The following is a 22,145-nucleotide window of genomic DNA, read 5'->3' as shown; positions in this document are numbered from 1 at the left end:
CTCGTCCCGGTCGCCGGCCGTCCAAGCGCGCGTCCGGGGCGGGGGCTTTTCTGTGAGGGGGCTCCGGCCCGCGGTCCCAGGTCGGGGCCGGAGTGCCTGCCCTGCGGCCGGCGGCCGTGGCTGGCTGCACCGGCCGCAGGGTGTCCGGGAGGGTGGACCGCCGGCGCCGGCGCTTCCGGTACGGGGGCCCGGAACACCAGCGACCCACCCGGTCTATCGGGCCGGGTCCCCGGCCACGCAGAGGTAGACCGCGAGCGCCGGCAGCGCGAGGATCACGCTGAGCAGCAGGCCCATCCGGGCGGCTCGGAAGGCGAGCAGCGCCGCTCGTTCGGCGGGAGGCTGCCGGCGGTGCCTCATCCAGCAGCTCCTGACCGGGCCTGCCGTGCGGCCTCCTCGTAAGCGGCCAGCAGGTGCTCCCCGGTCTCGCACCTGGTGCCGGGCGCCCGGCAGGCCGGGCAGCCCGCGGCGTGCTCCAGGGCTGCGCGCCACTCGGTCTCGGCAGCCGAGCCCAGCAGACTCGCGGTCATACCGCCACCTCCTCGAGGAGAGGATCGGACGCCGGGTCCTCGGCCAGCAGCTCGAACCGCCGACGTGCTGCGTCCAGCAGAGCGGCGCTCGCCTCGGGATCCTTGGCGGCCTGGAGTCCGGCCGCGAGGCGGTCGCGCGCCGCCTGGCCGTCCGTTCCGCTGGCGTAGACCGCGCTCCATGTCTCCTCGGCGAACACCTCCTGCCCGTGGAGGTGGAAGCGGTGCAGGGTGCCCGGGGGCGGTACGGTCCCTGTCCGAAGGGGCACCACCACGACGCGCGGGCCATGTGGGGAGGTTGCCAGTCGCTGCAAGTAGGCCATTTGCGCTGCCATCGCCAGCGGATTTCCGAGCGTCCGCAGCAGCATCGCCCCGTCGAGCAGCACGGTGACGTCCTGCGTCTGGTCCGCGAGCGCGGTATGCACCGGGACCCGCGGGGGTTGGGCCGACGAGGTCAGCAGGGTCAGGCGGTCCACGGGGCATCCGGTGGTCTGCACGATGCGGGGCATGGTGACCGAGGCGTAGACGCAGATTTCGGACGCCTGGTGTTCGCACGCGCGCAGCCGGTCCATCCAGCCCTCGGCGTCATCGCGGATGGGGCCCGGGAAGCGTTCGGGGTCTGTCGACTGCCAGCCTGTCCACCGCATTGCGCCGGTGATGGTGTCCATGTCGGTCACGCCGTAGAGCCTGGTCAGGGTGGATACGTCCTCCCATCGCTGTGCTACCTGGCCGGTTTCCATCCGGTTGATCTTGGATGGTGAGCTGCGGATGGCGTCGGCTGCGGCGGTGGGCGTAAGGCCCTTGGCGAGCCGTAGGGACCGCAGGTATGCGCCCAGGACCAGGGGCGCGGGTCCACGGCCCGGGATGGTGAGGCTGTCTGTCATCGGGTCCTGCCCTGTTCGAGGGCGCGGCGCCTGGCGGCGGCCTCGGCGACCGGGTCACGCTGGTACGTAGAGGCGTGGGACGGGCAGGCGTAGGTGGTGCGGCCGGCGCCGCTGACGCTGTGGTGGACTTCCACGATGACCGGCTCGTCGGTGGGCAGCTGGCATCGGTAGCACAGCTGCCGGCCGTTCGGCCTCGGGCCGAGGACGTCGTAAAGGGCCTGGCCCAGGGCGGGGGCCAGGTGATTGGTGTCGGTCAAGTACCGGTTCGGGCCGAGCGGGATCCGCCAGTGCGTCCGGTGCTCGGCTCCCCAGGATGCGGGCGGTACGCCGAGGAGGGTGCGTTCGTCGGCGAGTTCGGTGAGGACGCGGACCTGGCGCATGCACCAGCTGCGGGCGGTGCCGACTCCGATCAGCCAGTAGGTCTTGCCGTAGGTGTCGTCTTGGATGACGGCGCCCGAGTCCCGCCCGAGCAGCTCCAGGGCGCGGTCGGCGACAGGAGTGGGCGCGGAGATGGCGTCCCACCATTTGCCCACGGGTAACGCCTCGACGTCCGCGTTGTTCGGTAGTGTCCACGGTAAGGCTCTGGTCGTCACGTCGGGCTCCCCTGCGGATGATCTGCGAGGGGCGGCGCTGACCGGTGTCCTGGCGGGAACGGGACCAGCGCCGCCGCGATGCAGATCACGCTAGGTGCGTGCGCGATCACAGCCCAGTGACGAAGAGCACCAGACGCTGACCCGATTATGGCGCGAGTAGGACATCACGTCCTGGTCAGAGAGCAGGCTCAACTCCCAGTCGGGCGGCCAGCCCCCGGAGCCTGGAGTTCCGCCGCCGCTCCTCCTCACGCATCTCCAAAACGGTGGCCCGCGCAAGCATCTGATAGCGGATCCATTCGGGCTGGTCAGCCTCCACTTCCAGCAGCGTGTCCAGCGCTGCCTCGCTGTCGCCCGCCTGATATTGAGCCTGAGCCACGTCCAGGCGGTGGGCGGCCAGATGCACCGGACGTTTGATCAAGTTGTGGCGCACCTCCTTGGACGCCTCCAGAGCCTTCTCCACCTCTGGCTCGCTGCCTGCCATGGCGATGTTGACGATCTGCGTCTTGACGTCGACCGGAGAGAAGGCGGTCCCGTACACGCGCACGGCGCCAGACCGGACGGCCGCAGCCTCAGCGAAGTTGAGGTACTCATCGGCCTCATCCTTCTGATCCCGCCGTGCGGCAGGTGTGGCCGCCGCCACCAAGAGGTTCCCGTACACCGCGTACTGAGCGCTCGTACCGCGCCGCATGGATGGCTCCAGCGCGTCGGCTTTCCGCTCGGCGATGGACTGTGCTTCCTCCCATCGGCCTTGCCTCAGCAGCACCCACGACAGGGTGGAGACACCCATCCCCTCCATCAGCGGATCGGACGCGCGCTGTGCCGCATGCAGCTGCTTCTCCACGGCTTCGAAAGCCCAGTCGGGGTGCCCTGACTGCGTCGCGAGGCTGGCCGCGAGCTGGTACGACAGCGCGAGCTGGTTCCAGACCTGCTCGACGAGCGAGCCGGTCGTCTCCCGGGCCACTGCGCGCCCGTCCCGAAGGAGGAGAGGGAGGCATCGCGCGAGCTCGCTGTACGCCCCTTCCCAGTAGAGCGTGGTGGCCGCCCGGACCTGGCCCATCCACGACTCGGCGGAGGGCAGGGCCTCGTCGAGATCGTCAGAAGGCACGCCTGGCAGAGCGCTGATGTCCTGGATCGCGTCGCGCAAGGCGATCAGCCCGCCGTCGTCATCAGGGAGTTCTGTGGTCACGGTGGGCTGCCCCAATAGTCGATCCAGCTCAGTATCGAGGGCCCTCGCCAGCTTCCGAAGAGTGCCCAGGCGCGCCGACTGCCGGACGTTCTGCTCCAGCTTCCGGATGGTGTCGACGTGGACGCCTGACCGTTCGGCCAGCTGCTCCTGGGTGACGTCGCGGTAGCGCCGGAGCTCGCTGAGGCGGTCACCAATGGTCTTGCTGCTCATGATGTACCCCCGCCAGAAGGTCTTTTGGTCACGGTACGCCGCGCGAGCAAGGGCAGGGGAGGTTGAACGCGAAAGATCCCCCTCGCCGGGCACGAAACTCAGACGAGGAACGAGTGAGGCGATCGGCTTATCGTCCGGCCCGTGGCCATCCCCGACAGACTCACCGAACTCCAGACAGCGCGTCCGCCGAGTACCACGCCCACCACGCTGGAAAGCCGGGATGGGACGGAGGTCTTGATGGGCGGCGGCGATATAGCTGGACGCCCCACCCGCATCGACGCGCTCCTTGATCGATTCCACCAGCTTCCGGCACGCGAGATCAGCTCAGGAGACCAGTGATCTTCTGCCCGGTGAGGGCCTGGGCGATCTGCCATCGCATCCCGCCCCGCGATCCCTTGATCAGGACCACGTCATCAGGCTGGACAATCTTTTCCAGGAGAGCCGTAGCCGTCTCGTTGTCGCTGACGATGGCGGTATCGGCGCCAGCTTGAGCAGCCCCGAGGGCGAGCTGCTTGGCCATCGCCCCGCCCACCGCGATCACGATGTCGATGCCGAGCCGGCCGGCCTCCTGGCCGATGGTCCAATGCGCCTGTGCCGCCTCGTCTCCGAGTTCGTACATCTCGCCGAGCACGGCGATCCGCCGCGTGCGGGGTCCGTTCTCCGTGGTCCTGGCGTCGCTCTCCTCAGTCACCGAGGATCACGCCCCGCCCCGCGAAGAAGTGGTCCAAGCGGGCCCACGACACCGTTGCGGCTTCTTGGGACAGGTCGGGAAGCCCTGAGGGGTTGTGCAGCAGCACGCCCTCCTCGCTGACGCCGATGGCGAGCACCAGGTGTCCGCCCTTGCTCGGTGGTTCTGCTCGGGGTGTACGGATCGTGTTGTGTACAGACAGCATGGCCAGGCGCCCACTGGCGATGATCTCCGGAAGTTGCTCGGCGGACAGGTCGGGGGCGGAGCGGGCCTCCAATCCCCAACGTGCTTGTACGTGATCGGCGAACGGTTGGTAGATCAGCCCTTTCACCGTGTTCCCCTCGCGGACGTAGGCGCCGGCCTCGCACAGCTCGCGCACGAGCGGCACAGAGGGCGGCACCGGATGCCGCCAGAAGTCCAGCGCCATCCGCAGACACGCCACACCACACATGCGCGGTGCCCAGAAGGCGTATTCCTGCGGGGAGCCGGCGCCGGACTTCTGCCACAGCGGGTCATCCGCCGCGTCCTTGGTACCGGAGAGGAAATCCGGTACCCAAGACGCGGACTCCCACTGTGAGTAGTACGGGACAGGATGAGTGATCGTCGGGACGCTCATGCGCCCCAGTCTTGCCTACGGCACGTACGCCGGCTTGGTGAACGCGGCCCGTACGAGACGGTGCACCAGCTCGGAGTACGGGATGCCGCCGGCATGCGCCGTGGTGGCGAGGCTGCCGCGTCCCGGAAGGCCGGGGCAGGGGATGTCAGGATGGTGCGCTCCAGCAGAGAGCCGACGCCGAGCGCGCCGGTGAAGCCGCTGGGGCGTGGGCTAGTTGGTTCCGGCGGTGAGTTCGCTGAAGAGCTTGTTCGCCGCGTCCGAGGTGAACTGGCGCTGGAGTTCGGCGCGGGCGATCTGCTTGCGGAATTCGCCTTCGTAGCCGGTGAAGCCGGCGTTGTGCATGGTGTCGGTGATCCAGGTCGCGAATGCCTGGTAGTTCCAGATGTGGGGCAGGCAGGTCTCGGAGTAGCTGTCGAGGAGGCTTCGGTCGCCCTCCTTGAGCCGGCGGATGACGGCGCGGGCGAAGATCTCGGTGTCGTGGAGGGCGAGGTGGATGCCCTTGGCGCTCATCGGCGGGACGATGTGGGCGGCGTCTCCGAGGAGGTAGAGGTTGCCGTGACTCATCGGGTCGAAGACCACGCTGCGCAGCGGCACGATCCGCTTGTCGATGATCTCGCCGGTTGACACGGGGGTGCCGAAGCGGGCTTCCAGCTGGCTCCAGATGCGCTCGTCGGGCCACTGCTCGGGGGTGTCGTCGACGGCGCACTGGAGGTAGACGCGGCTGGCGTGCGGGCCGCGGGGGATCATGCCGGCGAGTCCCAGTGAGTGGATCGCCATGCCGGACGGGCTGGTCGGGACCGCGGCCAGGACGCTGAGCCAGGAGTACCCGTACGCGTGGGAGTACTCGGTCAGTGCGGAGGCCGGGATGGTGCGCCGGCTCACGCCGTGGAAGCCGTCGCATCCGGCTATGACGTCGCAGACGATGGCCTTGGCCGTGCCGTCGGCGTCCTGGTAGCGGACGACGGGGCGCTCGCCGGTGATGTCTTCCAGGGCCACGTCGACGGCTTCGTAGCGGAGGTCTCCGCCGTCACGCAGGAACACGTCGGTGAGGTTGCGCACCAGGGTCTGCTGGGGACAGTAGAGGCTGTCGTTGTCGTCGTCGTCCACGTCGATCGGCATCGCCTGTCCGTCGATGTAGAAGCCGCCCTCGCTGTGCGGGATGGGGTCGCCTTCCAGCACCTCTTCCAGGCCCCACTCACGGAACATCCGCACCCCGAACGTGTCGATGGTCCCTGCGCGCTGGCGCTGCTCGACATAGGCGCGGGGGTGCTTCTCCAGCACGGTGCAGTCGATGCCGTTGCGCAGCAGGAAGTTGCCGAGCGTCAGACCGGCGACGCCGGCCCCGACGATGACGACAGCCGTGTGTTCGCGTGTCTCTGCCATGGGGGTGCGAGCCTTTCGTGCTCAAAGCGGTGGTCGGACACGCCGGTGGCGCGAACGACGGTGCCGCGGTGGTGGTGCGGCGTACGGCTCTTACTGTGAAACGGGCGGAGGCTTGCGAACCACCGGTGTCCGGACGGCCAGTGCCGGAAAGCCGCCAACCTCGCGGGTGGGCGCTCGGCACACCTGCGGGGTGACCACTGCTACCGGCGGTTACGAAGATCCGCCTGGTAGCGGCCGGGCGTCTGGCCGATGACTTCGGTGAAGGCGTCGATGAAGCTGGAGGGATTGGACCAGCCGCACGCCACCGCGGTCTCGGTGACGGACATGCCGTCGGCGAGGTGAGCCAGGGCGTGGTGGATGCGCAGGGTGGTGCGCCAGCGGTGGAAACTCATGCTCAGTTCCGTGTGGAACAGGCGGCTCAGGGTGCGCTCGCTCGCGCCCACCGTTCGGCCCAGCTCGGCCAGGGTGGCGGGCCGGGCGGGATCCTCGTGGAGGAGAGCGGTGGCGGCGCGCAGCCGGTCGTCACGGGGTTCGGGCAGGTGCAGGGAGTGCTCGGCGGCGTCCGCGAGTTGATCCACGACCACGGCGAGCAGCCGCCGGTGCGCGCCGGGCCGTCTCTCCGGCTTGTCGGTCAGCGCCAGAAGCGCCTCCCTCAGGAGGGGGCTGACCACGAAGACGCTGGGGTGGTCCACGAGCTCGCCGCACAGATCGAGCGGGACGGCGACGAGGCGCACGTCGGTCCGGCCGTAGAAGCGGTGGGAGTGGGCGAAGCGCGGCGGTGTCCAGGTGACACGGTTGGCCGGGGCGACCCAGGTGCCCCGTTCGGTCGCGGTGGCCAGTGCGCCGGCAGCGGCGTATACGAGCTGCCCCTGGGCGTGCGAGTGAGAGTCGAGCTGATAGCCGTGCGGCAGCCACGCACCTCCCTGCAAGAGCGGCTCGTCCGGTGCGGAGGGCGTTGGTGAGAGCTGGCGGGTTTCCGGCATCGGGCGTCATTTTACCGGTGTTTTTGCCGCCCATGGCTCACCCGGAAAGAGGCGCCGGCGGGCCGACCGTCCTCCGCACCGCCCGCTCCCCACCCCTCGATCCGCCCGGGGCGGTGCCTAGTCCGGCGCGGGAAGCCGGGTGGGGGCGGTGTTGCTCACCTGCTGAAAGATGACCGAGGTGCGGAAGCCGGTGATTTCGCCGCGCTTGCTGAGCCGGTCCGTGAGGAAGGCGTGCAGCCGGTCGAGGTCCTGTACGGCGACGTGCAGCAGGAAGTCGTCGCCTCCGGAGAGCACGAAGGTGTGCAGCACTTCCGGCAGACCGCTGGCGTAGCCCTTGAACGCGTCGATGACGGCGCGGCTGAGGGGGCGCACCTGAACGGAGACGAGCGCCTGAACGCCGCGGTTGAGGGCGGCGGGGTCGATGTCCGCGTGGTAGCCGCGGATGACGCCCCGGCGGTGGAGTGCCCGGACCCGCTCCAGGCAGGTCGAGGGGGCGATGCCGAGCTGCCGGGCGAGTTCGCGGTTGGACCGCCGTGCATCTGTCTGGAGGAGCCGGACAATCTCCGAATCAAGTTCGTCCATGGTCGACGACCGTACCCGAATATCTGCCATACGTTCGGTCAGGCGGGTGCCGGAGAAGACGTTTGTGCAGCATGGCGTCATCGAACCGGATGAATGAAAAGGGAGAGGTCCCATGCTCGATCACGAGCAGGTCGTGATGCACACGGGTCGGCGCTCCCGTCTGCCGGTGATCGTGGCTGTGCACTCCACGGCACTCGGTCCGGCGGCCGGCGGCCTCCGGCTCTGGCACTACGCCGACTGGCGGGACGGTCTCACCGACGCCCTTCGCCTGTCGGCCGCGATGACCTCGAAGTTCGCCGTGGCCGGGCTGTCCAGCGGCGGCGGGAAGGCCGTCGTAGCCCTGCCGGAAGGGCTGGAACTCAGGCCCGACCGGCGGCGCGACGTGCTGCGTGACGCGGCCGAGGTCATCGCGTCGCTGGGCGGTGCGTACGCCACCGGACCGGATGTCGGGACCGGCCCCGCCGACATGGCGGTCATCGGGGAATCCACCCCCCACGTGTTCTGCAGGCCGAAGGATCTGGGGGGAAGCGGCGACTCGTCCCCGCACACCGCGCAGGGGACGCTCGCCGCACTACGGGCCGTCAGCCGGCGGCTGTACGGCACCTCCAGCCTGGCGGGCCGCCGTCTCGCCGTGATCGGCCTGGGCCGCGTGGGCGCCGGCCTGGCCCGCCTTCTCGTGGCCGACGGAGCCACTCTGACGGTGACGGACATCGACCCCGGCAAGCGGACGGTCAGCGACGAGCTCGGCGCCGTCTGGCAGTCGCCCGAGGAGATCATCGCCGCGGACGTGGACATCGTGGTCCCCGCGGCACTCGGCTCCGTCCTGACCCGGCAGACCTCGGCGGAGCTGCGCTGCCGTGCCGTGGTCGGCCCGGCGAACAACCAGCTCGCCACGCCGGATGTCGCCGATCTGCTGCACCAGCGCGACATCATCTGGGTACCGGACTTCGTCGCCGGCGCGGGCGGCGTCATCCACGCCATCAGCACCGAACTCCACCACGTCGGTGCGGACGACGCCCGTGCGCGGGTCGATGCCATCGAGGAGACCGTCGACCACCTGCTGGACACCGCGCAGCACCATGGCCGGACCCCGGCGCAGGCGGCGGGCGAACTGGCCCGGCAACGCCTACGGGCCGCCGCCGACGCCACCAGCTCCCCCACGACCTCGCTGGACCATCCCCTATGAGGATCTCGGTTCCCCCGGCGGTACCCGGTGCGACGCCGCCGTCGGGCTTCGCACCGGATCTCGTCGCCGGTCGCCGATACCGAGCAGGACGGGGACTTCCGCAACGCCCTCGCCGATCGGCTCCTGGCCGAGGGCATGGAGGGATGCGCGGCCGATGAAGAACTCAGTCCGAGTGCGGCCGACCGTCACGGATCCACGTCACCACGATCAGAGCCGCGGTGACGAACATCACGACGCTGAAGTTGGCCACGGATTCGACGTACTGCTCGTAGCCGTCTGCGCGGAGCTGGAGCGCGAAGAAAGCGAGCACCGTTCCGAGCGCCGCGATCGCGGCCGACAGGGAACCGAACGGGACCTTCGCCATGGTCACTTCCTCCAAGCTGCGAGACGGCTGGGCAATGCGGAGTCTACTTGCCTGTCGTCAACTCCCCTGCTCACACCTCGAATTACGGGTCTTGATCAACGCGGTACGCCGTGCGCGGACGATCTGCGGGGTGCCGGTCGCGGACCAGTTCGCCGTCGGTCATTCAGGCTCCTCTCAGCCGAGGTCTCCGCGCGCCGGAGTAAGGTCTTGCGGCGGCCGGAGCCGCGGGGCGCGCTGACATGCTGGGCGGTATGGCGACACTCGACGGACGGCCCGTGACCGCAGATGACCTGATGCCCCTGGCGCTCACGAATCTGGGCCACTTCACGTCGATGCGCGTCGACGCCGACGGCCGGGTCCGGGGCCTGGCCTTGCATATGGAACGTCTCGAACGGGACTGCGCGACGGTGTGGGGTGCCGGCCTGGACACCGGGCGGGTCCGGGATCAGGTCCGGCAGGCTCTCGGCGGGCGGAGCGGGCCGTGTGTCGTTCGGGTCACGGTCTACGACCCCACGGTGGACATGGGGCACCCCGCGGCCGCCGGCCAGCCGCGCGTTCTGGTGACCGTGCGGGCGGCCGGTGCGATGTCTCCGCCCCCGTTGCGCGCGATGACCGTGCGGTACGAGCGCGACCTTCCCGAGGTCAAGCACACCGGGCTGTTCGGACCCCTGCACGCCCGCCGGACCGCGCAGCTCAGCGGGTTCGACGACGCGCTGTTCGTCGGGGCCGACGGGCGCGTGTCCGAAGGGGGCACCTGGAACGTGGGCTTCATCGACGGCGACGGCACGGTGGTGTGGCCGGCGGCGCCGGTCCTGCCCGGCGTCACCATGGCGCTTCTGCGGGAGCGGGTGGGGCACCAGGTCGACGCCGTCACCGTCGGCCAGGCCAAGGAGATGCGGGCCGCCTTCGCCACCAATACGTCCATCGGCGTCCGTGCGCTGTCGGCCATCGACGACACGGCCATGGCCGTCGAGCACCCGGTGCTGAGCACGCTGCGCGAGACCTACCTGGCGATTCCCGGCGAGGAGTTGTAGGGGCGGGTCAGCTGGTGGGGCGGGGGGCTCGCAGGTGTCGGCGCTGGGCCAGTTCTTCGTCGTCGACCACGGTGAGCATGGGGCGGCCCGGCGCGCAGAGCATGGTGACGACGAAGCGGCTCCACGAGTCGGTCCGGTTGTTCCCGTCCTGGTAGTGGATGACATCGCCGCCCGGCTCCCAGAACGTCTCCCCGGCCTTGATCACCCGCTCCGGCTCGCCTTCGAGCTCGAAGAGCATCTCCCCCTCCAGCATGTAGCCGAAAGCGGGCCCCGAGTGGCGGTGCGGAGGGGCGCCGGGGTCGCCGGGCGGGTAGGCGACGAGAACCGTCATCGCCTCCGCCCCCTCCGGTACGAACGGCGGTTTCACCGACTGGAGCACGGTGAGCGCCGTCTTCCACGCTTCCGAGCGCGGCCGGCTCTCCGGGCCGCCTACCGCCGACTCGTGGTGCGACATGGTGAGACCTCCCGTGGTGATGCGGGCGTCGTTCCGGTGCGCGGACTGCGATCCGGTCAGGTCGTGTTCGTGCGTCGTGCGTCGTACGTGCGTCGTACGTCGTGCGTCCAGAGTGCGCCGGTGCGGTGCGCGGCGCACTCTGGCCCGTCACGGTCGGTGACGGGGACTGACGGAGCGGAGGCGGTGACGAGTCGGACCGCAACGGGACAAGGGGTCGCCTTTGGCGACAAACACGCTGGTCCGCAAGGGAGTTGGCGGGGCGGGGCCAAGATTACGACCCTGTCTCGTTTTCCTTGGGTTCTGCAACCGTTCAGCTTCCAGAGAGCTCTCATTCCACGACCCTTCCGTTCCCGCTGCCGGGGGAGACATGTGGCGGCCGGGGATCGAGGGCGCCCGATGCGTTACTACATGGAGGATTTGTGCGCAACAGGACCAGAGCTGTGGTCGGTGTGGCGGTCGGCGCCGCCGTGACCGCCGCCGTGGCCGCCGGAGCCAGTGCCGTGGTGTCGAACGGCGACGGAACCGACCAGAACCAGCCCTCCCCCGCAGCCGCCGCGGCAGGTAAGACCACGGGCGACATCGACGGGGACGGCTATGCCGACCTCGGCGTGGGCGCGCCCGACGGCACCGTCTCCGGGAAGTCCAAGGCGGGCTACGTGGCCGTGACCTACGGGGCCCAGGGCGGTGTCGACACCGCCCGGCACAGCACGTTGACGCAGGCCAGCCCGGGAGTGCCCGGCACGCCCGAGGCCGGGGACCACTTCGGCTCGGCCGTGGTGCGCGGCGATGTGGACGGGGACGGCTACACCGATCTGATCGTCGCCGCGAACTACGAGTCCATCGGCGACGCCGCGCGGGCCGGTTCCGTCACGGTCGTCTTCGGCTCCAAGGACGGCCTCTCCAGCGACGCGATCGCCTTCCACGCGCCGACGGCCACCGCCTACCGGTACTTCGGCGACACCATGGCCGTGGGCGACTACAACCACGACGGCCGTGACGACATCGCCATCTCCGACGGCGACAAGGTCCAGGTCGTCAACGGCGCGGCGAACCTGCGCGACACCGCCACCCCGAAGATGTCCGCCGTCACCCCGCCCGGTGGCGGAGCGGGCATCGAGCACCTGTCGTCCGGCGACATCAACGGGGACGGCTTCGCCGACCTGGTCACCGTCGCCTACCAGGACGACCCCGCCGACGAGGGCACGCTCGGCGTGCTGCCCGGTTCGTCCGGGGGGCTGAAGAGCACGCCGCTGGGCGAGGACGTGGCGCTGTGGTTCGCCTCGTACCGCGCCGTGGTGGGTGACGTCAACGGCGACGGCAAGGACGACGTCGTCATTGACACCGGCTTCTCGGACGGTCCGGACGACGCCCGCCTGCGGACCTACCCGGGCACCGCCTCGGGGCTCGACACCGCCAACCCGGTGACCTGGAAGGGTGAGGCGCAGAACGGCACCGCCTCCCAGCTCACCGACATCAACGGCGACGGCTACGACGACCTCGTCGTCAGCGACACCGCCGCCGAGGCCCCCGGTGGCTACAACGACGCCGGCGCCATCACCGTGCTCAAGGGCACCAAGGAGTGGCTGACCGACGCGGGTGCGCAGACCTTCTCCCTCGACACCGAGGGCGTCCCCGGCTCCATGGAGGGCAACGACCACTTCGGCGACTCCGTCTCGCCGGCCGACTACAACGGCGACGGCAAGCCCGACCTGGCCATCGGTGTCCCGAAGCGGACCGACGGCGCGGGCGCGGTAGCCCTCCTGTACGCGGGCGGCGACGGCCTCACCGCCGAGGGCTCCGCCCTCATCGGGCCGGGTGACCTCGGCTCCCCGGCGACCAAGGCCGCCTTCGGCACGGAGCTGTCCGGGCCCGCGACGAAGTAGTACGGCGGCGCCGTGCGCGACGGCGTCGTGCACGGCGCCGTCAGTGGGCGTCAGTGGCCTGGCCCGGCTCGTCCGGGCCGGGCCACCGGCGTATCACGGCCGGCCCGCACCGTCCCGCACCGTGAGGCCGATGACCTGGGCCAGGGCGGGTGCCAGGTCGAGCAGCTGGGTCGAGCTGATCGTCGCGCCGTTCAGGGCTTCCAGCCCGGAGGCGATGTGCAGTCCGGCCGCCTCGTGGAGACCGACGTCGGCCAGTGTGGCCTTGCGGAGGTGCACGCCGTCCAGGGTCGAGCCGGGGAACGATGTGCCGGTCAGGGTCGCCCCGCCGAAGTCCACATCGCGCAAGAGGCAGTCGACGAACGCCACGTCCCGCAGCGCGGCACCGCGCAGGTTGACCGAGTCGAACTTGCAGCCGTGGAAGACGACGCGGTGCATCCCGGCGCTGTGGATCTCCGTGCCCGCGAGGATGCCGGCGGAGCATTCGCTGTTCAGCCAGGTGGTCTCCGACAGATCGGTGCCGACCATGCGGACCGCGTTCAGCCAGACGTCGTCGAAGCGTGAGCGCCGGTAACCGCCGCCGGTGAAGGTCACCGAGGAGAAGGCCGACTCGCTGAAGCGGGAGCTCTCGCCGTCGAGGTCCTCGAGAGCGGAGCCGTCGAAGTGGAGCCACTCGTAGACGCCCTCGGGCTCGATCTCGCCGCTGAACGGCGAGAGCCGATGCGCGTACGGCAGTGCGTCCAGGGGGCGCGGTCGCGGGGGTGTGGCCGAGTCCCGGCGGGATGACCGGGATTGAGACCGGGAGGGGGATGGGGTCGGCACGGGTGTCCTTCCGGGGGCGGCGGGGCAGGCGTCCCCGTCCCGAAGCCCTGACAGGCGCCGGTACGGGCGGGGGGACGCCCCATGCTGACGCCGACCGCGCGGTTTTGCCCAATCGGCGCGCATCCCGGAAACCGGCCCTGGAAGCCGCGCCGGAGCCTGAGGGGGCGACTCACCGCTCGCCGACGGCGTACGCGGCATACGGCACCGCCGGGTGGCTGGTTGTTGCCGCCCGGCGGTGCCGTTCCGTGACCGGATGCCGTACCGGAGGACGCGCTACTCGGTTCCGGTGATCCACCCCATGGCCGTGGCACGGGCGCCTGCCTGGAACCGGCTGCGGGCGCCCATTTTCTCCATCAGGTCGGCGGCGATCCGGCGTGCGGTGCGCGGGGAGACGCCCAGGCGTTTGGCTATCGCCTCGTCCGTCAGCCCCTGCCCCAGCAGCCTGATCGCCTCCGCCTCCTGGCCGACGAGGCCGCGCTCGTCACGGCGGTTGGGCTCGTTGCCCAGCGGCAGGGCGCTCTCCCAGATGTTCTCGAAGAACGCGGTCAGCGCCACCAGGGCCCCGGTCCCGTTGAGGACCAGGGCTCCGGCAGCGCTGTTCTCACCGTCCGTGGGAACGACGGCGATCTCGCGGTCCAGGATGGTCATGCGGATCGGCAGCGACGGCGCCGTCCGCACCTGGCCGCCCTGTTCGCGGAGCCAGTTCGCGTATTGCATGGTCAGGGGGTTGTTACGGATGCTGTCCAGGTAGACGGTCCGCATGAGCACGCCCCGCCGGAGGAGTTCGGCGTCCTGCGGCCGGGCCGCCTCGATGCTCGCGGCGCTCTGCGCACCGCCCGGAGCGAGGGCCATGACCTCCGTGCGCACCGAATGGCTCAGGACGTTGATCCGCTCCCTGATCTCCTCGATTCCCTCGAGTTGCTCGACACCCGGAGCGTTCTTCCGGGACTGCGTGGCCGCGAAGTCGACCATGAGCTTGCTGACGGCGAGGCGGGTCTGCTCGATCCGCTGGTGTTCCTGGGCGAGACGTTCTTCCTGGCGGGCGAGCAGAAGGCGCATGGGCACTTCGGGGTCCACGATCCGGAAGCGCTGCGGATCGTGGAGGGACGGCCGCACCAGGGCGAGCGCGCTGAGTCGGTCCAGAGCAAGACGTAACGTTTCTTCCGAAATGCCGAGATGGTCGTGAAGATCGGCCACGCTCATCTGCGGCTGGCCGAGTATGGCACGGTAGACGTTCTCGGTAGTCGGGTCGAGACCCAATGTCTCAAGCATCCAGATTCCCTCCGCTGCCCCCCGTGCCGAGCTCCTCACCCGGGTTCAGTAGTCGTGGCGGATACGGCAGGTTCCCGCTCGTTGGGAGGCATGCGATGCCGCCCCGCGGCCGGGACGGCCATGCCTCCACGGACTACACGGACACCGTCGTCGGAATGTCCACAGCACATGCACAGACTTCCGAACCACCCGATGAGCGGAACAGGCGGGATTTTAGGCATGCGCCATGACCTCGAAAAACGGTTGAGCGACTACGTCTATAGGTTCCACTAGTGTTCGCCCGGCGTCAGCATGAGGTTTTCGGCCACGTCAGGGTGGATGTGGCGGAGAAGGGCGCGGTCCGGGGGGCGGTCCGAGGGGCGCGGTCCGAGGGGCGCGGGCTCAGGAGAAGCGGGCGATCGCCGTCATCGTCGGCCGCAGGTTCCGTACCGCCGGCAGCCACCGCATCAGGGGCGCCAGTGCCCCGAAGTAGAACCCGCGCCCGCGCGGCGGCGGCACCTCGCGTACGTCCGTGATCGCCGGATGGGCCGTCCGCACCTTCGGCAGCTCGCCCGCGTCCATCCCCCACGGCATGGGCGGGGTGCGATAGCCCTGCGCGGTGCGCAACCCGCCGCGCATCGTGCGGGCGCTGAACCACCGCGGCACCGCGTCGAAGACCAGCGCCCCGCCCCGGAACCGCTCGGCGCACCCCGCGATCAGGTCCCGCACCTCGGCCGGCCGCAGATACATCAGCAGCCCCTGGGCGGTGATCAGCACTCCGCGCCCCGGATCGACCTCGTCCCGCCAGGACAGGTCGAGCGCCGACCGGGCGAGGGTGCGCCGCCGCTCCTCGTCCGGCAGCAGCGCCCGCCGCACCTCGGCGGTCTCCGGCAGCTCCACGCACAGCCAGCGCGCCCGTCCGTTGTCCACCCGCCAGAACTGCGTCTCCAGTCCCTCGGCGAGCGCGACGACCGTGCCGTCCGGATGCTCGTCGAGGAACGCCCGTACGGCGGCGTCGAAGGTGCGGACCCGCAGCGCGTGGCCCTGGGCCAGCAGCGGGTTGGGCGGCCCGAAGGTCTCCTCGAAGGGGTAGTCGATGCGCTCGACCAGCTCCACGGCCTTGGGGTCCTCGAGCACGGTCCGCGGCCGGCGGGCCTCGGCGGCCCGCATATAGAGGTTCCACAGCAGGGTCTCGGGCACCCCGCTCAGCTCGACGCGCCGGCCCTTGCCGTCCGGTCCGGCGTCCGCCATGGCGTCGTCACTCCTCGTACGCGCGTCCCCCGCGTCTGTCGGGTTCCTCCACCGCCATTCAACCTCACCCGGTGCGGAACGGATGCGGACACGGGTGCGGAACGAGTAACGCCCCGGCCCCCGGACGGTTCCGGGGCCGGGGCGTTCAGGAGCGCCGGTGGTCGTTCAACCCGCCTCGGCCGGAACCGGGCCGATCCCCCGGCCCGCCCACTCGGGGCTCTTCTCCACCAGGTCCGTCAGCCGCTCCCGCACCTCCTCCGGGAACGGCGCCGAGCGGCCCTCCTTCTGGTCGACGTGGAGCGCGAGCAGCTCGGTCGTGGCCACGGGGGCGCCGTCCGGTTCGCCCACGTGCATCTCATGGGCGAACCGCACCTTCTTCTCGTCCACGCCGAGCACCCGCGTACGGATGGTGAGGTCCGCGCCCTCGTCGACCTCGCGCAGATACCGGATGTGCGACTCCACGGTGTAGAGGGAGCAGCCGGTCTTCTCCCGGTAGGTGGAGTCCAGCCCGGTCTCCACCATCATCTCGTCGGTGCTGTGGCCGAAGACGAGGACGTAGAACGCCTCGCTCATGTGGCCGTTGTAGTCGATCCACTCGGGACGTACGGTCTGCCGGTAGTCGGGGAGCGTGGTGCTCATGTCTCGTCTCCCATGCTGCTGCTGGTGGTGCGTGCGATGCCGTCCGTCCCCTCGGTGCGCTGCCGCGGCAGCCGGCCGGTCGCCCGTAGGACGTCGATGACGCCCTGGTCGCGCTCCGCGACGAGCTGCGCGATGGTACGGCCGCCGGCCGCCTCGTCACAGCCCTCGACCATGGCCGTACGCAGCGTGGCGTCCAGCTCAGGCGCCTCGAGACGGGTCCACGGAGACTTCAACGAGGGTCCGAAGTGGTCGAGCATATGTCCCATGCCTCCCTCGCCGCCCGCCAGGGCGAACGTGAGGCAGGGGCCCATGAAAGCCCACCGCAGCCCCGGTCCCTCGGTGATCGAGTCGTCGATCTCCTTCACCGTGGCCTCACCGTTGGCGACCATGTGCAGCGCCTCGCGCCACAGCGCCTCCTGGAGCCGGTTGGCGATGAAACCGGGCAGCTCGCGCTCCATGGTGATGACGGACTTGCCCGCCACCTTGTAGAAGCGTGCGGCCCATTCGACCGCGGCGGCGTCCGTCCGCTCCCCGCCGACGACCTCGACCAGCGGTATGAGGTACGGCGGGTTGAAGGGGTGACCGACGACGAGCCGGCCGGGGTCGGCGGCCTCGGTCTGCATATCGGTCATCGGGTAGCCGGAGGTGGAGGACGCGATCACGACACCGGGCGGGGCCGCCGCGTCCAGCCGGGCCAGCAGCGACCGCTTCAGCTCCAGCTTCTCGGGGGCGCTCTCCTGGACGAACTGTGCGTCGGACAGGGCTTCCTCGGCGGTCGCGGCGACGGTCAGCCGGTCGGGGGAAGCGCCGTCGGCGAGGCCGATCTGCTCCAGGGCGGGCCAGGCGGCGGCCACGAGACGGCGCAGCTTCTCCTCGGCGTCGGGGGCCGGGTCCCAGGCGGTGACGTCGTAGCCGCGGGCCAGGAAGTGGGCGGCCCAGCCGCCGCCGATGACTCCGGCGCCGACGCAGGCGACGCGGCGGACCTCTTCGGGGGTGTGGGGTGGTGAGGGCATGGCGATCCTCGGGTGGGGAGCGGGTGGTGGGGGGATTACGCGCGGGGCTTGAGGCCGAGCCGTCGCCGGGCCTCGTCCGGTGTGGCGACCTTCGCGCCCAGCAGCTCGGTGATCTGGACCGCGCGCTCGACGAGCCGGCCGTTGGTGGCCTTGACGCCCCGGCTGAGGTAGAGGTTGTCCTCCAGCCCGACCCGTACGTTGCCGCCGAGCAGGATGGACTGCGCCACCCACGGCATCTGTATCCGGCCCAGCGCGAAGCTGGCCCACTGGGCGCCCTCGGGCAGCATGCCGACCATCGCCTGGAGCACGCCCGGATCGGCCGGGGCGCCCCACGGGATGCCCATGCAGAGCTGGAAGACGGTCGGGTCGTCGAGCAGCCCCTCGGCCAGCAGCTGCTTGGCGAACCACAGCTGCCCGGTGTCGAAGATCTCCAGCTCGGGGCGGACGCCCAGCTCCTGGATGCGCTTGGCGCCGGTGCGCAGCATGTCGGGGGTGGAAACGTAGAGGTTGCTGCCGTCGCCGAAGTTGAGCGAGCCGCAGTCGAGGGTGCAGATGTCGGGGAGCAGCTCCTCGACGTGGGGCAGCCGCTCCAGGCCGCTGACCAGGTCGGTGCCGGGGAGGTGGGTGAGCGGGTGCTCGGGGTCGATGACCAGGTCGCCCCCCATACCCGCGGTGAGGTTGATGACGACGTCGGTGCCGGTCTCCTTGACCCGCTCCACGACCTCGCGGTAAAGCCGCGGGTCGCGGGCGGGGGCGCCGGTCTCGGGGTCGCGTACGTGGATGTGGACCACGGCCGCCCCGGCCTCCGCGGCCTCGACGGCGGAGCGGGCTATCTGCTCGGGGGTGACGGGGACGTGGGGGCTGCGGCCCACCGTGTCACCGGCGCCGGTGAGGGCACAGGTGATGATCACGCTGTCGTTCATGGGCACGGGCTTCTCTCCCTTTCTCGCGGTGCGCGGCGACTTCCTCGCGGCGCGCGGCAGCGCGTGGCTACGGTCCGGGCTGGTCGGACGGTCCGGGCTGCTTCGCTCCGGGCCGGCTGACCGGTCCCGACTACTCGGCTCCGGGCTGACTGGCCGGTCCGGGCCGGTCGGTTCCGGGCTGGTCGGGCGGTCCGGGCTGCTCGGTTCCGGGCTGGTCGGGCGGTCCGGGCTGCTTCGCTCCGGGCCGGCTGGCCGGTCCGGGCCGGTCGGTTCCGGGCTGGTCGGGCGGTCCGGGCCGGTCGGTTCCGGGCTGGTCGGGCGGTCCGGGCTGCTCGGTTCCGGGCCGGCTGGCCGGTCCGGGCCGGTCGGTTCCGGGCTGGTCGGGCGGTCCGGGCTGCTTCGCTCCGGGCCGGCTGGCCGGTCCGGGCCGGTCGGCTCCGGGCCGCCGGGCGGTCACTTCGGTCGCCTCGGACAACTCGGTGTCCACGTACGCGTTGCAGGCGATGTCCATGTCCTCGGCGCTGGTCCCGCCCGCACCGGGCGCGGTGGCCAGCACCTGAGTGGCGAGCCCGTCGATCAGCGCGGTCAGGCGCAGCGCGCTGTACTCCGGGTCGACGGCGCGGAAGACCCCCTGCTCGATCCCGCGCCGGATCACGTCGGCGACGGTCTGCCGCCACTGCCGGTAGAAGTCGGCGTGCAGCCGCCCGATGGCCGTGGACCGTGCGGCCTCGGCCCACAGGTCCAGCCACACCAGCCACTGCCGCCGCTGCCGCTCGGTGTGCGGCACCTGGAGCGCGATCAGCTGCCGCAGCTCCTCCCGGGCGTCGTCGGCCTCGGCGATCCGGGCGGCGCGGCGCGCGGTGTCCTCGTCCATGCACCAGCGCACGGCGGCCTCGAGCAGTTCGGCGCGGCCCGGGAAGTGGTAGTGGATGGTGGCGGTGCTGGTGTCGCAGGCCGCGGCGATGTCGGCGACGCGTACGGCGTGGAAGCCGCGCTCGGCGATGAGCCGCACCGTCTCCCGCACGATCTGCAACGGCCGCCCGCCCTCGGGGGGCGCGGCGGGCGGCCGGGGCGCGCCGGCCCCGGCCGCCGCCCCGCCGACCGCCGTGGTGCCCAGCAGCCACCCGGCGTCCACGTTCCCGGCGTCCGCGATCCGCGCCAGCTCGGCCACGGTGAAGCGCCGGCTCCCGCTGAGCGAACGCGAGAGCTTGGACGGGTCCATCACGACCCGCCGGGCGAATTCGCGCTGGGTGCAACCGGCTGCACCGATCACCTGACGTACGCGTTCCGCCACGTCGAACTGTTGCCGCATGGCCGACACCGTACGGATACGTTGAGATAAACGCAATGCATGCGAGGCGCGAGGTGCCCATATCGACCCGATATTGTGCTGTGCACTGACTAGTGCGTCAGTTGGGAGACGCGGCCGTCGACCAGGGTCCGCAGCCGCACGCGCGCAGGGCCGCTCTCCCGAAAGATGCGAAACTCCGTGCGATGAGTGGTTGGTACGCGCAGTTGCTTCTCGGTGGGATCGTCATGGCGGGGGCCTCCGTGCAGTGGCTGACGGGCATGGGGTTCGCGCTCCTCGCCGTGCCCGCGCTGGTGCTGCTGCTCGGCCCGGCCCAGGGCGTCGCCCTCACCAACTGCGCCGCCGGTGTCATCTGCGCGGTGGGGCTCGCGGAGGACTGGCGGCGGGTGCGGCTCAGCGCGATGGTCCCCATGGTCGTGGCCTCGGCCTGCACCGTTCCGGCCGGTACGTGGGTGGCCGCCCACCTCCCCGAACCCGTCGTCCTCGCCGGAACGGGCAGCTTGGTGACCCTGGCCGTCCTGCTGGTGATGTGCGGTGCGAACGCCCCCGCCCTGGGCGGGCTCAAAGGAGCGCTGGCGGCGGGCGCCGCCGGTGGCTTCATGAACTCGTCCGCCGGGGTGGGCGGCCCGCCGGTGTCCCTGTACGCGCTGAACGCGGGGTGGACGGTCCGCGAGTTCGTGCCGAACGCGCAGTTCTACGGGGTCGTGGTGAACACGTTCTCCGTCGCCGCCAACGGGGTTCCCCGGCTGGGCGCGGGCGTATGGGGGTTCGCGGTGGCTGGGCTGGTGGTGGGCGCGGTCATCGGCAAGGCGCTCGCCACGCGCGTCCCGGAGCGCGCTGCCCGCCGACTCGTCCTTCTGCTCGCGTTGGCGGGTGGGGGGTCCACGCTGGTCAAGGGTGTGCTGGAGATCTGAGGGCGCGGGCGGGCCCGCCGGGCCGTGGGGGTTCTCGCAGTCATGGACGGGCACGGCGCCGCCGGACCCGTCGGCAAAGCGGTCCGGGCGGAGACGTCCGCGGGGCCACCGGCCGGCTCCTCGTGGTGGCCTCGGTCCGCCCGCCCGTCCGCCAGGGCGACCGGCGCCGCGACGGTCACTCGCCGGGGGTCTCCGAGGGCAGTGGCTTGCCCAGCATGCGGCAGGTCGCCGCTTCGACGAGGGCCTTGTTCGCGGTCGCGGCCGCCTTTTCCTTGATGCCGAAGTTCGTGCTCGTCAGGACCGCGACGCTGCGGTGTCCGCTCGCGTCGGTGTAGATCTCGCTGGAGTAGCCGGGCAGGCCGCCGGTGTGGCCCCAGACGGTGCCGCAGGGCGTGTTCACCTTCATCAGGCCGAGGCCGTAACCGCCGCCTTCCTCGGGGGCGGCGACGGTGGTGCGCATCTGCTTCATCTGGGCCTTGGGCAGCAGCTCGCCGGACATCAGCGCGGTCAGGAAGCGCTGCCAGTCCTGTGCGGTGGAGACCATGGCCCCCGCCGCCCAGGACCAGCTCGGGTCGATGGCGGTGGTGTCGATGTTGCTGTCGGGACGTTCGGGGCCCTCGAAGCCGACGCCTTCGGGCAGCTCCACGGTCGGGGAGAGGATGTCCCTCAGGCGCTCGGCGTCCGGTTCGTAGCCGGTCACGTGCTGCTTCCCGGCGGGCCAGTCGGCGTTCGTGGCCAGGAACGAGTCCTTCATCCCCAACGGCTTGGTGATCTTCTGCTCGATCAGCTCGGCCATGCTGCTCCCAGTGGCCTTCTCCAGGATCAGCCCGAGGGCCGCGTAGTTGGCGTTGCTGTAGGAGTACTTCTCACCGGGCTCGGCCGGCGGATCCTGCTCGGGGGTGATGGCCAGGAGGTCCTCCGGCCGCCAGGTGCGCTGCTCCTGGCCGGTGAGGGAGGGCAGGAACTGCGGTGTCAACAGGAAGTCGCCCAGCCCGCTGGTGTGGTTGAGCAGCATCCGGACGGTGATGTCCGCGCCGCCCTTGACCAGTCCGGGCAGCCACTTCTCCACCGGGTCGGCGAGGCCGATCCTGCCCTCGGCGACCTGTTGCAGGACGAGGGTCGCGGTGACCGTCTTGGTGTTGGACCCGACCCTGAACTGGTCGTCGGCGGCGATGCGGTGATCGTCTTTCGTCCAGCCGGCCTGCCGCGCTATCTCCACGGGCGCCCCCTTGCCGCGGTCGACCCGGACGATCACCCCCAGGGAACCCTCGTCCGCCGCCTTCTGTGCGATGTCGGCCAGCCGCTCGTCGGACGACACGGCCGAAGCGTCCGACGTCTTCGCCGCGCTCGCCTCCGAGTCCGAGCAGCCCATGAGCACCGCGCTCATACCGGTCGCCAACGCCACTGCCAGCGCCGCGCGCAGGATTCGGTGGCGAGACGACGTGTGTGCGGACAT

General features: G+C 70.8%; 23 protein-coding genes and 1 pseudogene. 4 read left to right on the top strand and 20 right to left on the bottom strand.

Translation table 11 applies throughout. The annotated features are described in order from the left end of the window. Positions 1-213 precede the first annotated feature (213 nt). The 10 genes from PS467_RS25110 to PS467_RS25065 form a co-directional block, all read right to left on the bottom strand. Entirely contained in the window at positions 214-357 is a 144-nt protein-coding gene (locus PS467_RS25110) for a hypothetical protein (protein WP_311037133.1), read from the bottom strand. After that, on the bottom strand, positions 354-527 hold the full coding sequence (locus tag PS467_RS25105; protein WP_311037132.1) for a hypothetical protein: 174 nt from the start codon (positions 525-527) through the stop codon (positions 354-356). The genes PS467_RS25110 and PS467_RS25105 overlap by 4 nt, the downstream gene beginning before the upstream one ends. Continuing rightward, complete coding sequence (locus PS467_RS25100) at positions 524-1,408, bottom strand: Scr1 family TA system antitoxin-like transcriptional regulator (protein WP_311037131.1); 885 nt, start codon at positions 1,406-1,408, stop codon at positions 524-526. The genes PS467_RS25105 and PS467_RS25100 overlap by 4 nt, the downstream gene beginning before the upstream one ends. Further along, entirely contained in the window at positions 1,405-2,001 is a 597-nt protein-coding gene (locus PS467_RS25095; protein ID WP_311037130.1) for a hypothetical protein, read from the bottom strand. The genes PS467_RS25100 and PS467_RS25095 overlap by 4 nt, the downstream gene beginning before the upstream one ends. 175 nt (positions 2,002-2,176) lie before the next feature. Continuing rightward, positions 2,177-3,397, bottom strand: coding sequence for a helix-turn-helix domain-containing protein (locus PS467_RS25090; RefSeq protein WP_311037129.1), 1,221 nt, complete (start codon positions 3,395-3,397; stop codon positions 2,177-2,179). Between the two features lie 319 nt (positions 3,398-3,716). Beyond that, on the bottom strand, positions 3,717-4,088 hold the full coding sequence (locus PS467_RS25085) for a glutamate ligase domain-containing protein (RefSeq protein ID WP_311037128.1): 372 nt from the start codon (positions 4,086-4,088) through the stop codon (positions 3,717-3,719). Next, entirely contained in the window at positions 4,081-4,701 is a 621-nt protein-coding gene (locus tag PS467_RS25080; RefSeq protein WP_311037127.1) for a C39 family peptidase, read from the bottom strand. The genes PS467_RS25085 and PS467_RS25080 overlap by 8 nt, the downstream gene beginning before the upstream one ends. Before the next feature lie 210 nt (positions 4,702-4,911). Continuing rightward, entirely contained in the window at positions 4,912-6,084 is a 1,173-nt protein-coding gene (locus tag PS467_RS25075) for a 4-hydroxybenzoate 3-monooxygenase (RefSeq protein WP_311037126.1), read from the bottom strand. Positions 6,085-6,284: 200 nt separating this feature from the next. Beyond that, positions 6,285-7,067 carry a helix-turn-helix domain-containing protein gene (locus tag PS467_RS25070; RefSeq protein ID WP_311037125.1) on the bottom strand — a complete coding sequence of 261 codons (783 nt, stop codon included), beginning with the start codon at positions 7,065-7,067 and terminating at the stop codon, positions 6,285-6,287. Positions 7,068-7,184: 117 nt separating this feature from the next. Continuing rightward, on the bottom strand, positions 7,185-7,649 hold the full coding sequence (locus PS467_RS25065) for an Lrp/AsnC family transcriptional regulator (protein WP_311037124.1): 465 nt from the start codon (positions 7,647-7,649) through the stop codon (positions 7,185-7,187). 112 nt (positions 7,650-7,761) lie between these two features. Between PS467_RS25065 and PS467_RS25060 the strand changes: the two genes are divergently transcribed. Continuing rightward, a complete protein-coding gene (locus PS467_RS25060; RefSeq protein ID WP_311037123.1) occupies positions 7,762-8,835 on the top strand; it encodes a Glu/Leu/Phe/Val dehydrogenase dimerization domain-containing protein in 1,074 nt (357 codons plus the stop codon). 163 nt (positions 8,836-8,998) lie between these two features. Here PS467_RS25060 and PS467_RS25055 read toward each other — a convergent pair whose 3' ends face one another. After that, entirely contained in the window at positions 8,999-9,199 is a 201-nt protein-coding gene (locus tag PS467_RS25055) for an SCO3870 family protein (RefSeq protein WP_311037122.1), read from the bottom strand. Between the two features lie 251 nt (positions 9,200-9,450). Between PS467_RS25055 and PS467_RS25050 the strand changes: the two genes are divergently transcribed. Then, complete coding sequence (locus PS467_RS25050) at positions 9,451-10,233, top strand: aminotransferase class IV family protein (RefSeq protein WP_311037121.1); 783 nt, start codon at positions 9,451-9,453, stop codon at positions 10,231-10,233. Between the two features lie 7 nt (positions 10,234-10,240). Here the strand turns inward: PS467_RS25050 and PS467_RS25045 are convergent, their stop codons facing one another. Continuing rightward, positions 10,241-10,687, bottom strand: a complete 447-nt coding sequence (locus PS467_RS25045) for a cupin domain-containing protein (RefSeq protein ID WP_311037120.1) — start codon at positions 10,685-10,687, stop codon at positions 10,241-10,243. Between the two features lie 419 nt (positions 10,688-11,106). On the opposite strand from PS467_RS25045, the gene PS467_RS25040 reads away from it, so the two are divergent. Further along, entirely contained in the window at positions 11,107-12,570 is a 1,464-nt protein-coding gene (locus PS467_RS25040; protein ID WP_311037119.1) for an FG-GAP and VCBS repeat-containing protein, read from the top strand. Between the two features lie 93 nt (positions 12,571-12,663). Here PS467_RS25040 and PS467_RS25035 read toward each other — a convergent pair whose 3' ends face one another. The 7 genes and pseudogenes from PS467_RS25035 to PS467_RS25005 all read right to left on the bottom strand — a co-directional run. Further along, complete coding sequence (locus tag PS467_RS25035; RefSeq protein ID WP_432280627.1) at positions 12,664-13,389, bottom strand: pentapeptide repeat-containing protein; 726 nt, start codon at positions 13,387-13,389, stop codon at positions 12,664-12,666. A gap of 273 nt (positions 13,390-13,662) precedes the next feature. After that, complete coding sequence (locus PS467_RS25030) at positions 13,663-14,661, bottom strand: helix-turn-helix domain-containing protein (RefSeq protein WP_311037118.1); 999 nt, start codon at positions 14,659-14,661, stop codon at positions 13,663-13,665. 381 nt (positions 14,662-15,042) lie between these two features. Further along, positions 15,043-15,891, bottom strand: coding sequence for a class I SAM-dependent methyltransferase (locus PS467_RS25025; protein WP_311037117.1), 849 nt, complete (start codon positions 15,889-15,891; stop codon positions 15,043-15,045). A gap of 165 nt (positions 15,892-16,056) precedes the next feature. After that, positions 16,057-16,530: a thioesterase family protein gene (locus PS467_RS25020; protein WP_311037116.1), complete on the bottom strand. Its 474-nt coding sequence runs from the start codon at positions 16,528-16,530 to the stop codon at positions 16,057-16,059. After that, the gene (locus PS467_RS25015; protein WP_311037115.1) at positions 16,527-17,543 is read right to left on the bottom strand and encodes a 3-hydroxyacyl-CoA dehydrogenase NAD-binding domain-containing protein; all 1,017 of its coding nucleotides are present in this window, start codon (positions 17,541-17,543) and stop codon (positions 16,527-16,529) included. Before PS467_RS25015 ends, PS467_RS25020 begins: the two co-directional genes overlap by 4 nt. Positions 17,544-17,578: 35 nt before the next feature. Then, a complete protein-coding gene (locus PS467_RS25010) occupies positions 17,579-18,466 on the bottom strand; it encodes a beta-keto acid cleavage family enzyme (RefSeq protein WP_311037114.1) in 888 nt (295 codons plus the stop codon). A gap of 469 nt (positions 18,467-18,935) precedes the next feature. Next, positions 18,936-19,778: pseudogene (locus PS467_RS25005) on the bottom strand (TetR/AcrR family transcriptional regulator); the annotation flags it as partial. 182 nt (positions 19,779-19,960) lie between these two features. Between PS467_RS25005 and PS467_RS25000 the strand changes: the two are divergent. After that, positions 19,961-20,689 carry a TSUP family transporter gene (locus PS467_RS25000; RefSeq protein WP_311037113.1) on the top strand — a complete coding sequence of 243 codons (729 nt, stop codon included), beginning with the start codon at positions 19,961-19,963 and terminating at the stop codon, positions 20,687-20,689. Between the two features lie 175 nt (positions 20,690-20,864). On the opposite strand, the gene PS467_RS24995 is transcribed toward PS467_RS25000, so the two are convergent. Continuing rightward, positions 20,865-22,145 (bottom strand): serine hydrolase domain-containing protein, encoded by a 1,281-nt coding sequence (locus tag PS467_RS24995; RefSeq protein WP_311037112.1) that lies wholly within the window; start codon positions 22,143-22,145, stop codon positions 20,865-20,867.

Source organism: Streptomyces luomodiensis (assembly GCF_031679605.1).
In the GTDB taxonomy this organism is placed as follows: Bacteria; Actinomycetota; Actinomycetes; order Streptomycetales; family Streptomycetaceae; genus Streptomyces; species Streptomyces luomodiensis.
This window is presented reverse-complemented; position numbering and strand designations above follow the sequence as displayed.

Coding starts and splice junctions, on each gene's coding strand:
- PS467_RS25105 (WP_311037132.1), bottom strand. CDS start 527: ATGACCGCGAGTCTGCTGGGCTCGGCTGCCGAGACCGAGTGGCGCGCA.
- PS467_RS25010 (WP_311037114.1), bottom strand. CDS start 18,466: ATGAACGACAGCGTGATCATCACCTGTGCCCTCACCGGCGCCGGTGAC.
- PS467_RS25065 (WP_311037124.1), bottom strand. CDS start 7,649: ATGGACGAACTTGATTCGGAGATTGTCCGGCTCCTCCAGACAGATGCA.
- PS467_RS25090 (WP_311037129.1), bottom strand. CDS start 3,397: ATGAGCAGCAAGACCATTGGTGACCGCCTCAGCGAGCTCCGGCGCTAC.
- PS467_RS25000 (WP_311037113.1), top strand. CDS start 19,961: ATGAGTGGTTGGTACGCGCAGTTGCTTCTCGGTGGGATCGTCATGGCG.
- PS467_RS25025 (WP_311037117.1), bottom strand. CDS start 15,891: ATGGCGGACGCCGGACCGGACGGCAAGGGCCGGCGCGTCGAGCTGAGC.
- PS467_RS25070 (WP_311037125.1), bottom strand. CDS start 7,067: ATGCCGGAAACCCGCCAGCTCTCACCAACGCCCTCCGCACCGGACGAG.
- PS467_RS25015 (WP_311037115.1), bottom strand. CDS start 17,543: ATGCCCTCACCACCCCACACCCCCGAAGAGGTCCGCCGCGTCGCCTGC.
- PS467_RS25045 (WP_311037120.1), bottom strand. CDS start 10,687: ATGTCGCACCACGAGTCGGCGGTAGGCGGCCCGGAGAGCCGGCCGCGC.
- PS467_RS25100 (WP_311037131.1), bottom strand. CDS start 1,408: ATGACAGACAGCCTCACCATCCCGGGCCGTGGACCCGCGCCCCTGGTC.
- PS467_RS25050 (WP_311037121.1), top strand. CDS start 9,451: ATGGCGACACTCGACGGACGGCCCGTGACCGCAGATGACCTGATGCCC.
- PS467_RS25110 (WP_311037133.1), bottom strand. CDS start 357: ATGAGGCACCGCCGGCAGCCTCCCGCCGAACGAGCGGCGCTGCTCGCC.
- PS467_RS25075 (WP_311037126.1), bottom strand. CDS start 6,084: ATGGCAGAGACACGCGAACACACGGCTGTCGTCATCGTCGGGGCCGGC.
- PS467_RS25060 (WP_311037123.1), top strand. CDS start 7,762: ATGCTCGATCACGAGCAGGTCGTGATGCACACGGGTCGGCGCTCCCGT.
- PS467_RS25020 (WP_311037116.1), bottom strand. CDS start 16,530: ATGAGCACCACGCTCCCCGACTACCGGCAGACCGTACGTCCCGAGTGG.
- PS467_RS25080 (WP_311037127.1), bottom strand. CDS start 4,701: ATGAGCGTCCCGACGATCACTCATCCTGTCCCGTACTACTCACAGTGG.
- PS467_RS25055 (WP_311037122.1), bottom strand. CDS start 9,199: ATGGCGAAGGTCCCGTTCGGTTCCCTGTCGGCCGCGATCGCGGCGCTC.
- PS467_RS25030 (WP_311037118.1), bottom strand. CDS start 14,661: ATGCTTGAGACATTGGGTCTCGACCCGACTACCGAGAACGTCTACCGT.
- PS467_RS24995 (WP_311037112.1), bottom strand. CDS start 22,145: ATGTCCGCACACACGTCGTCTCGCCACCGAATCCTGCGCGCGGCGCTG.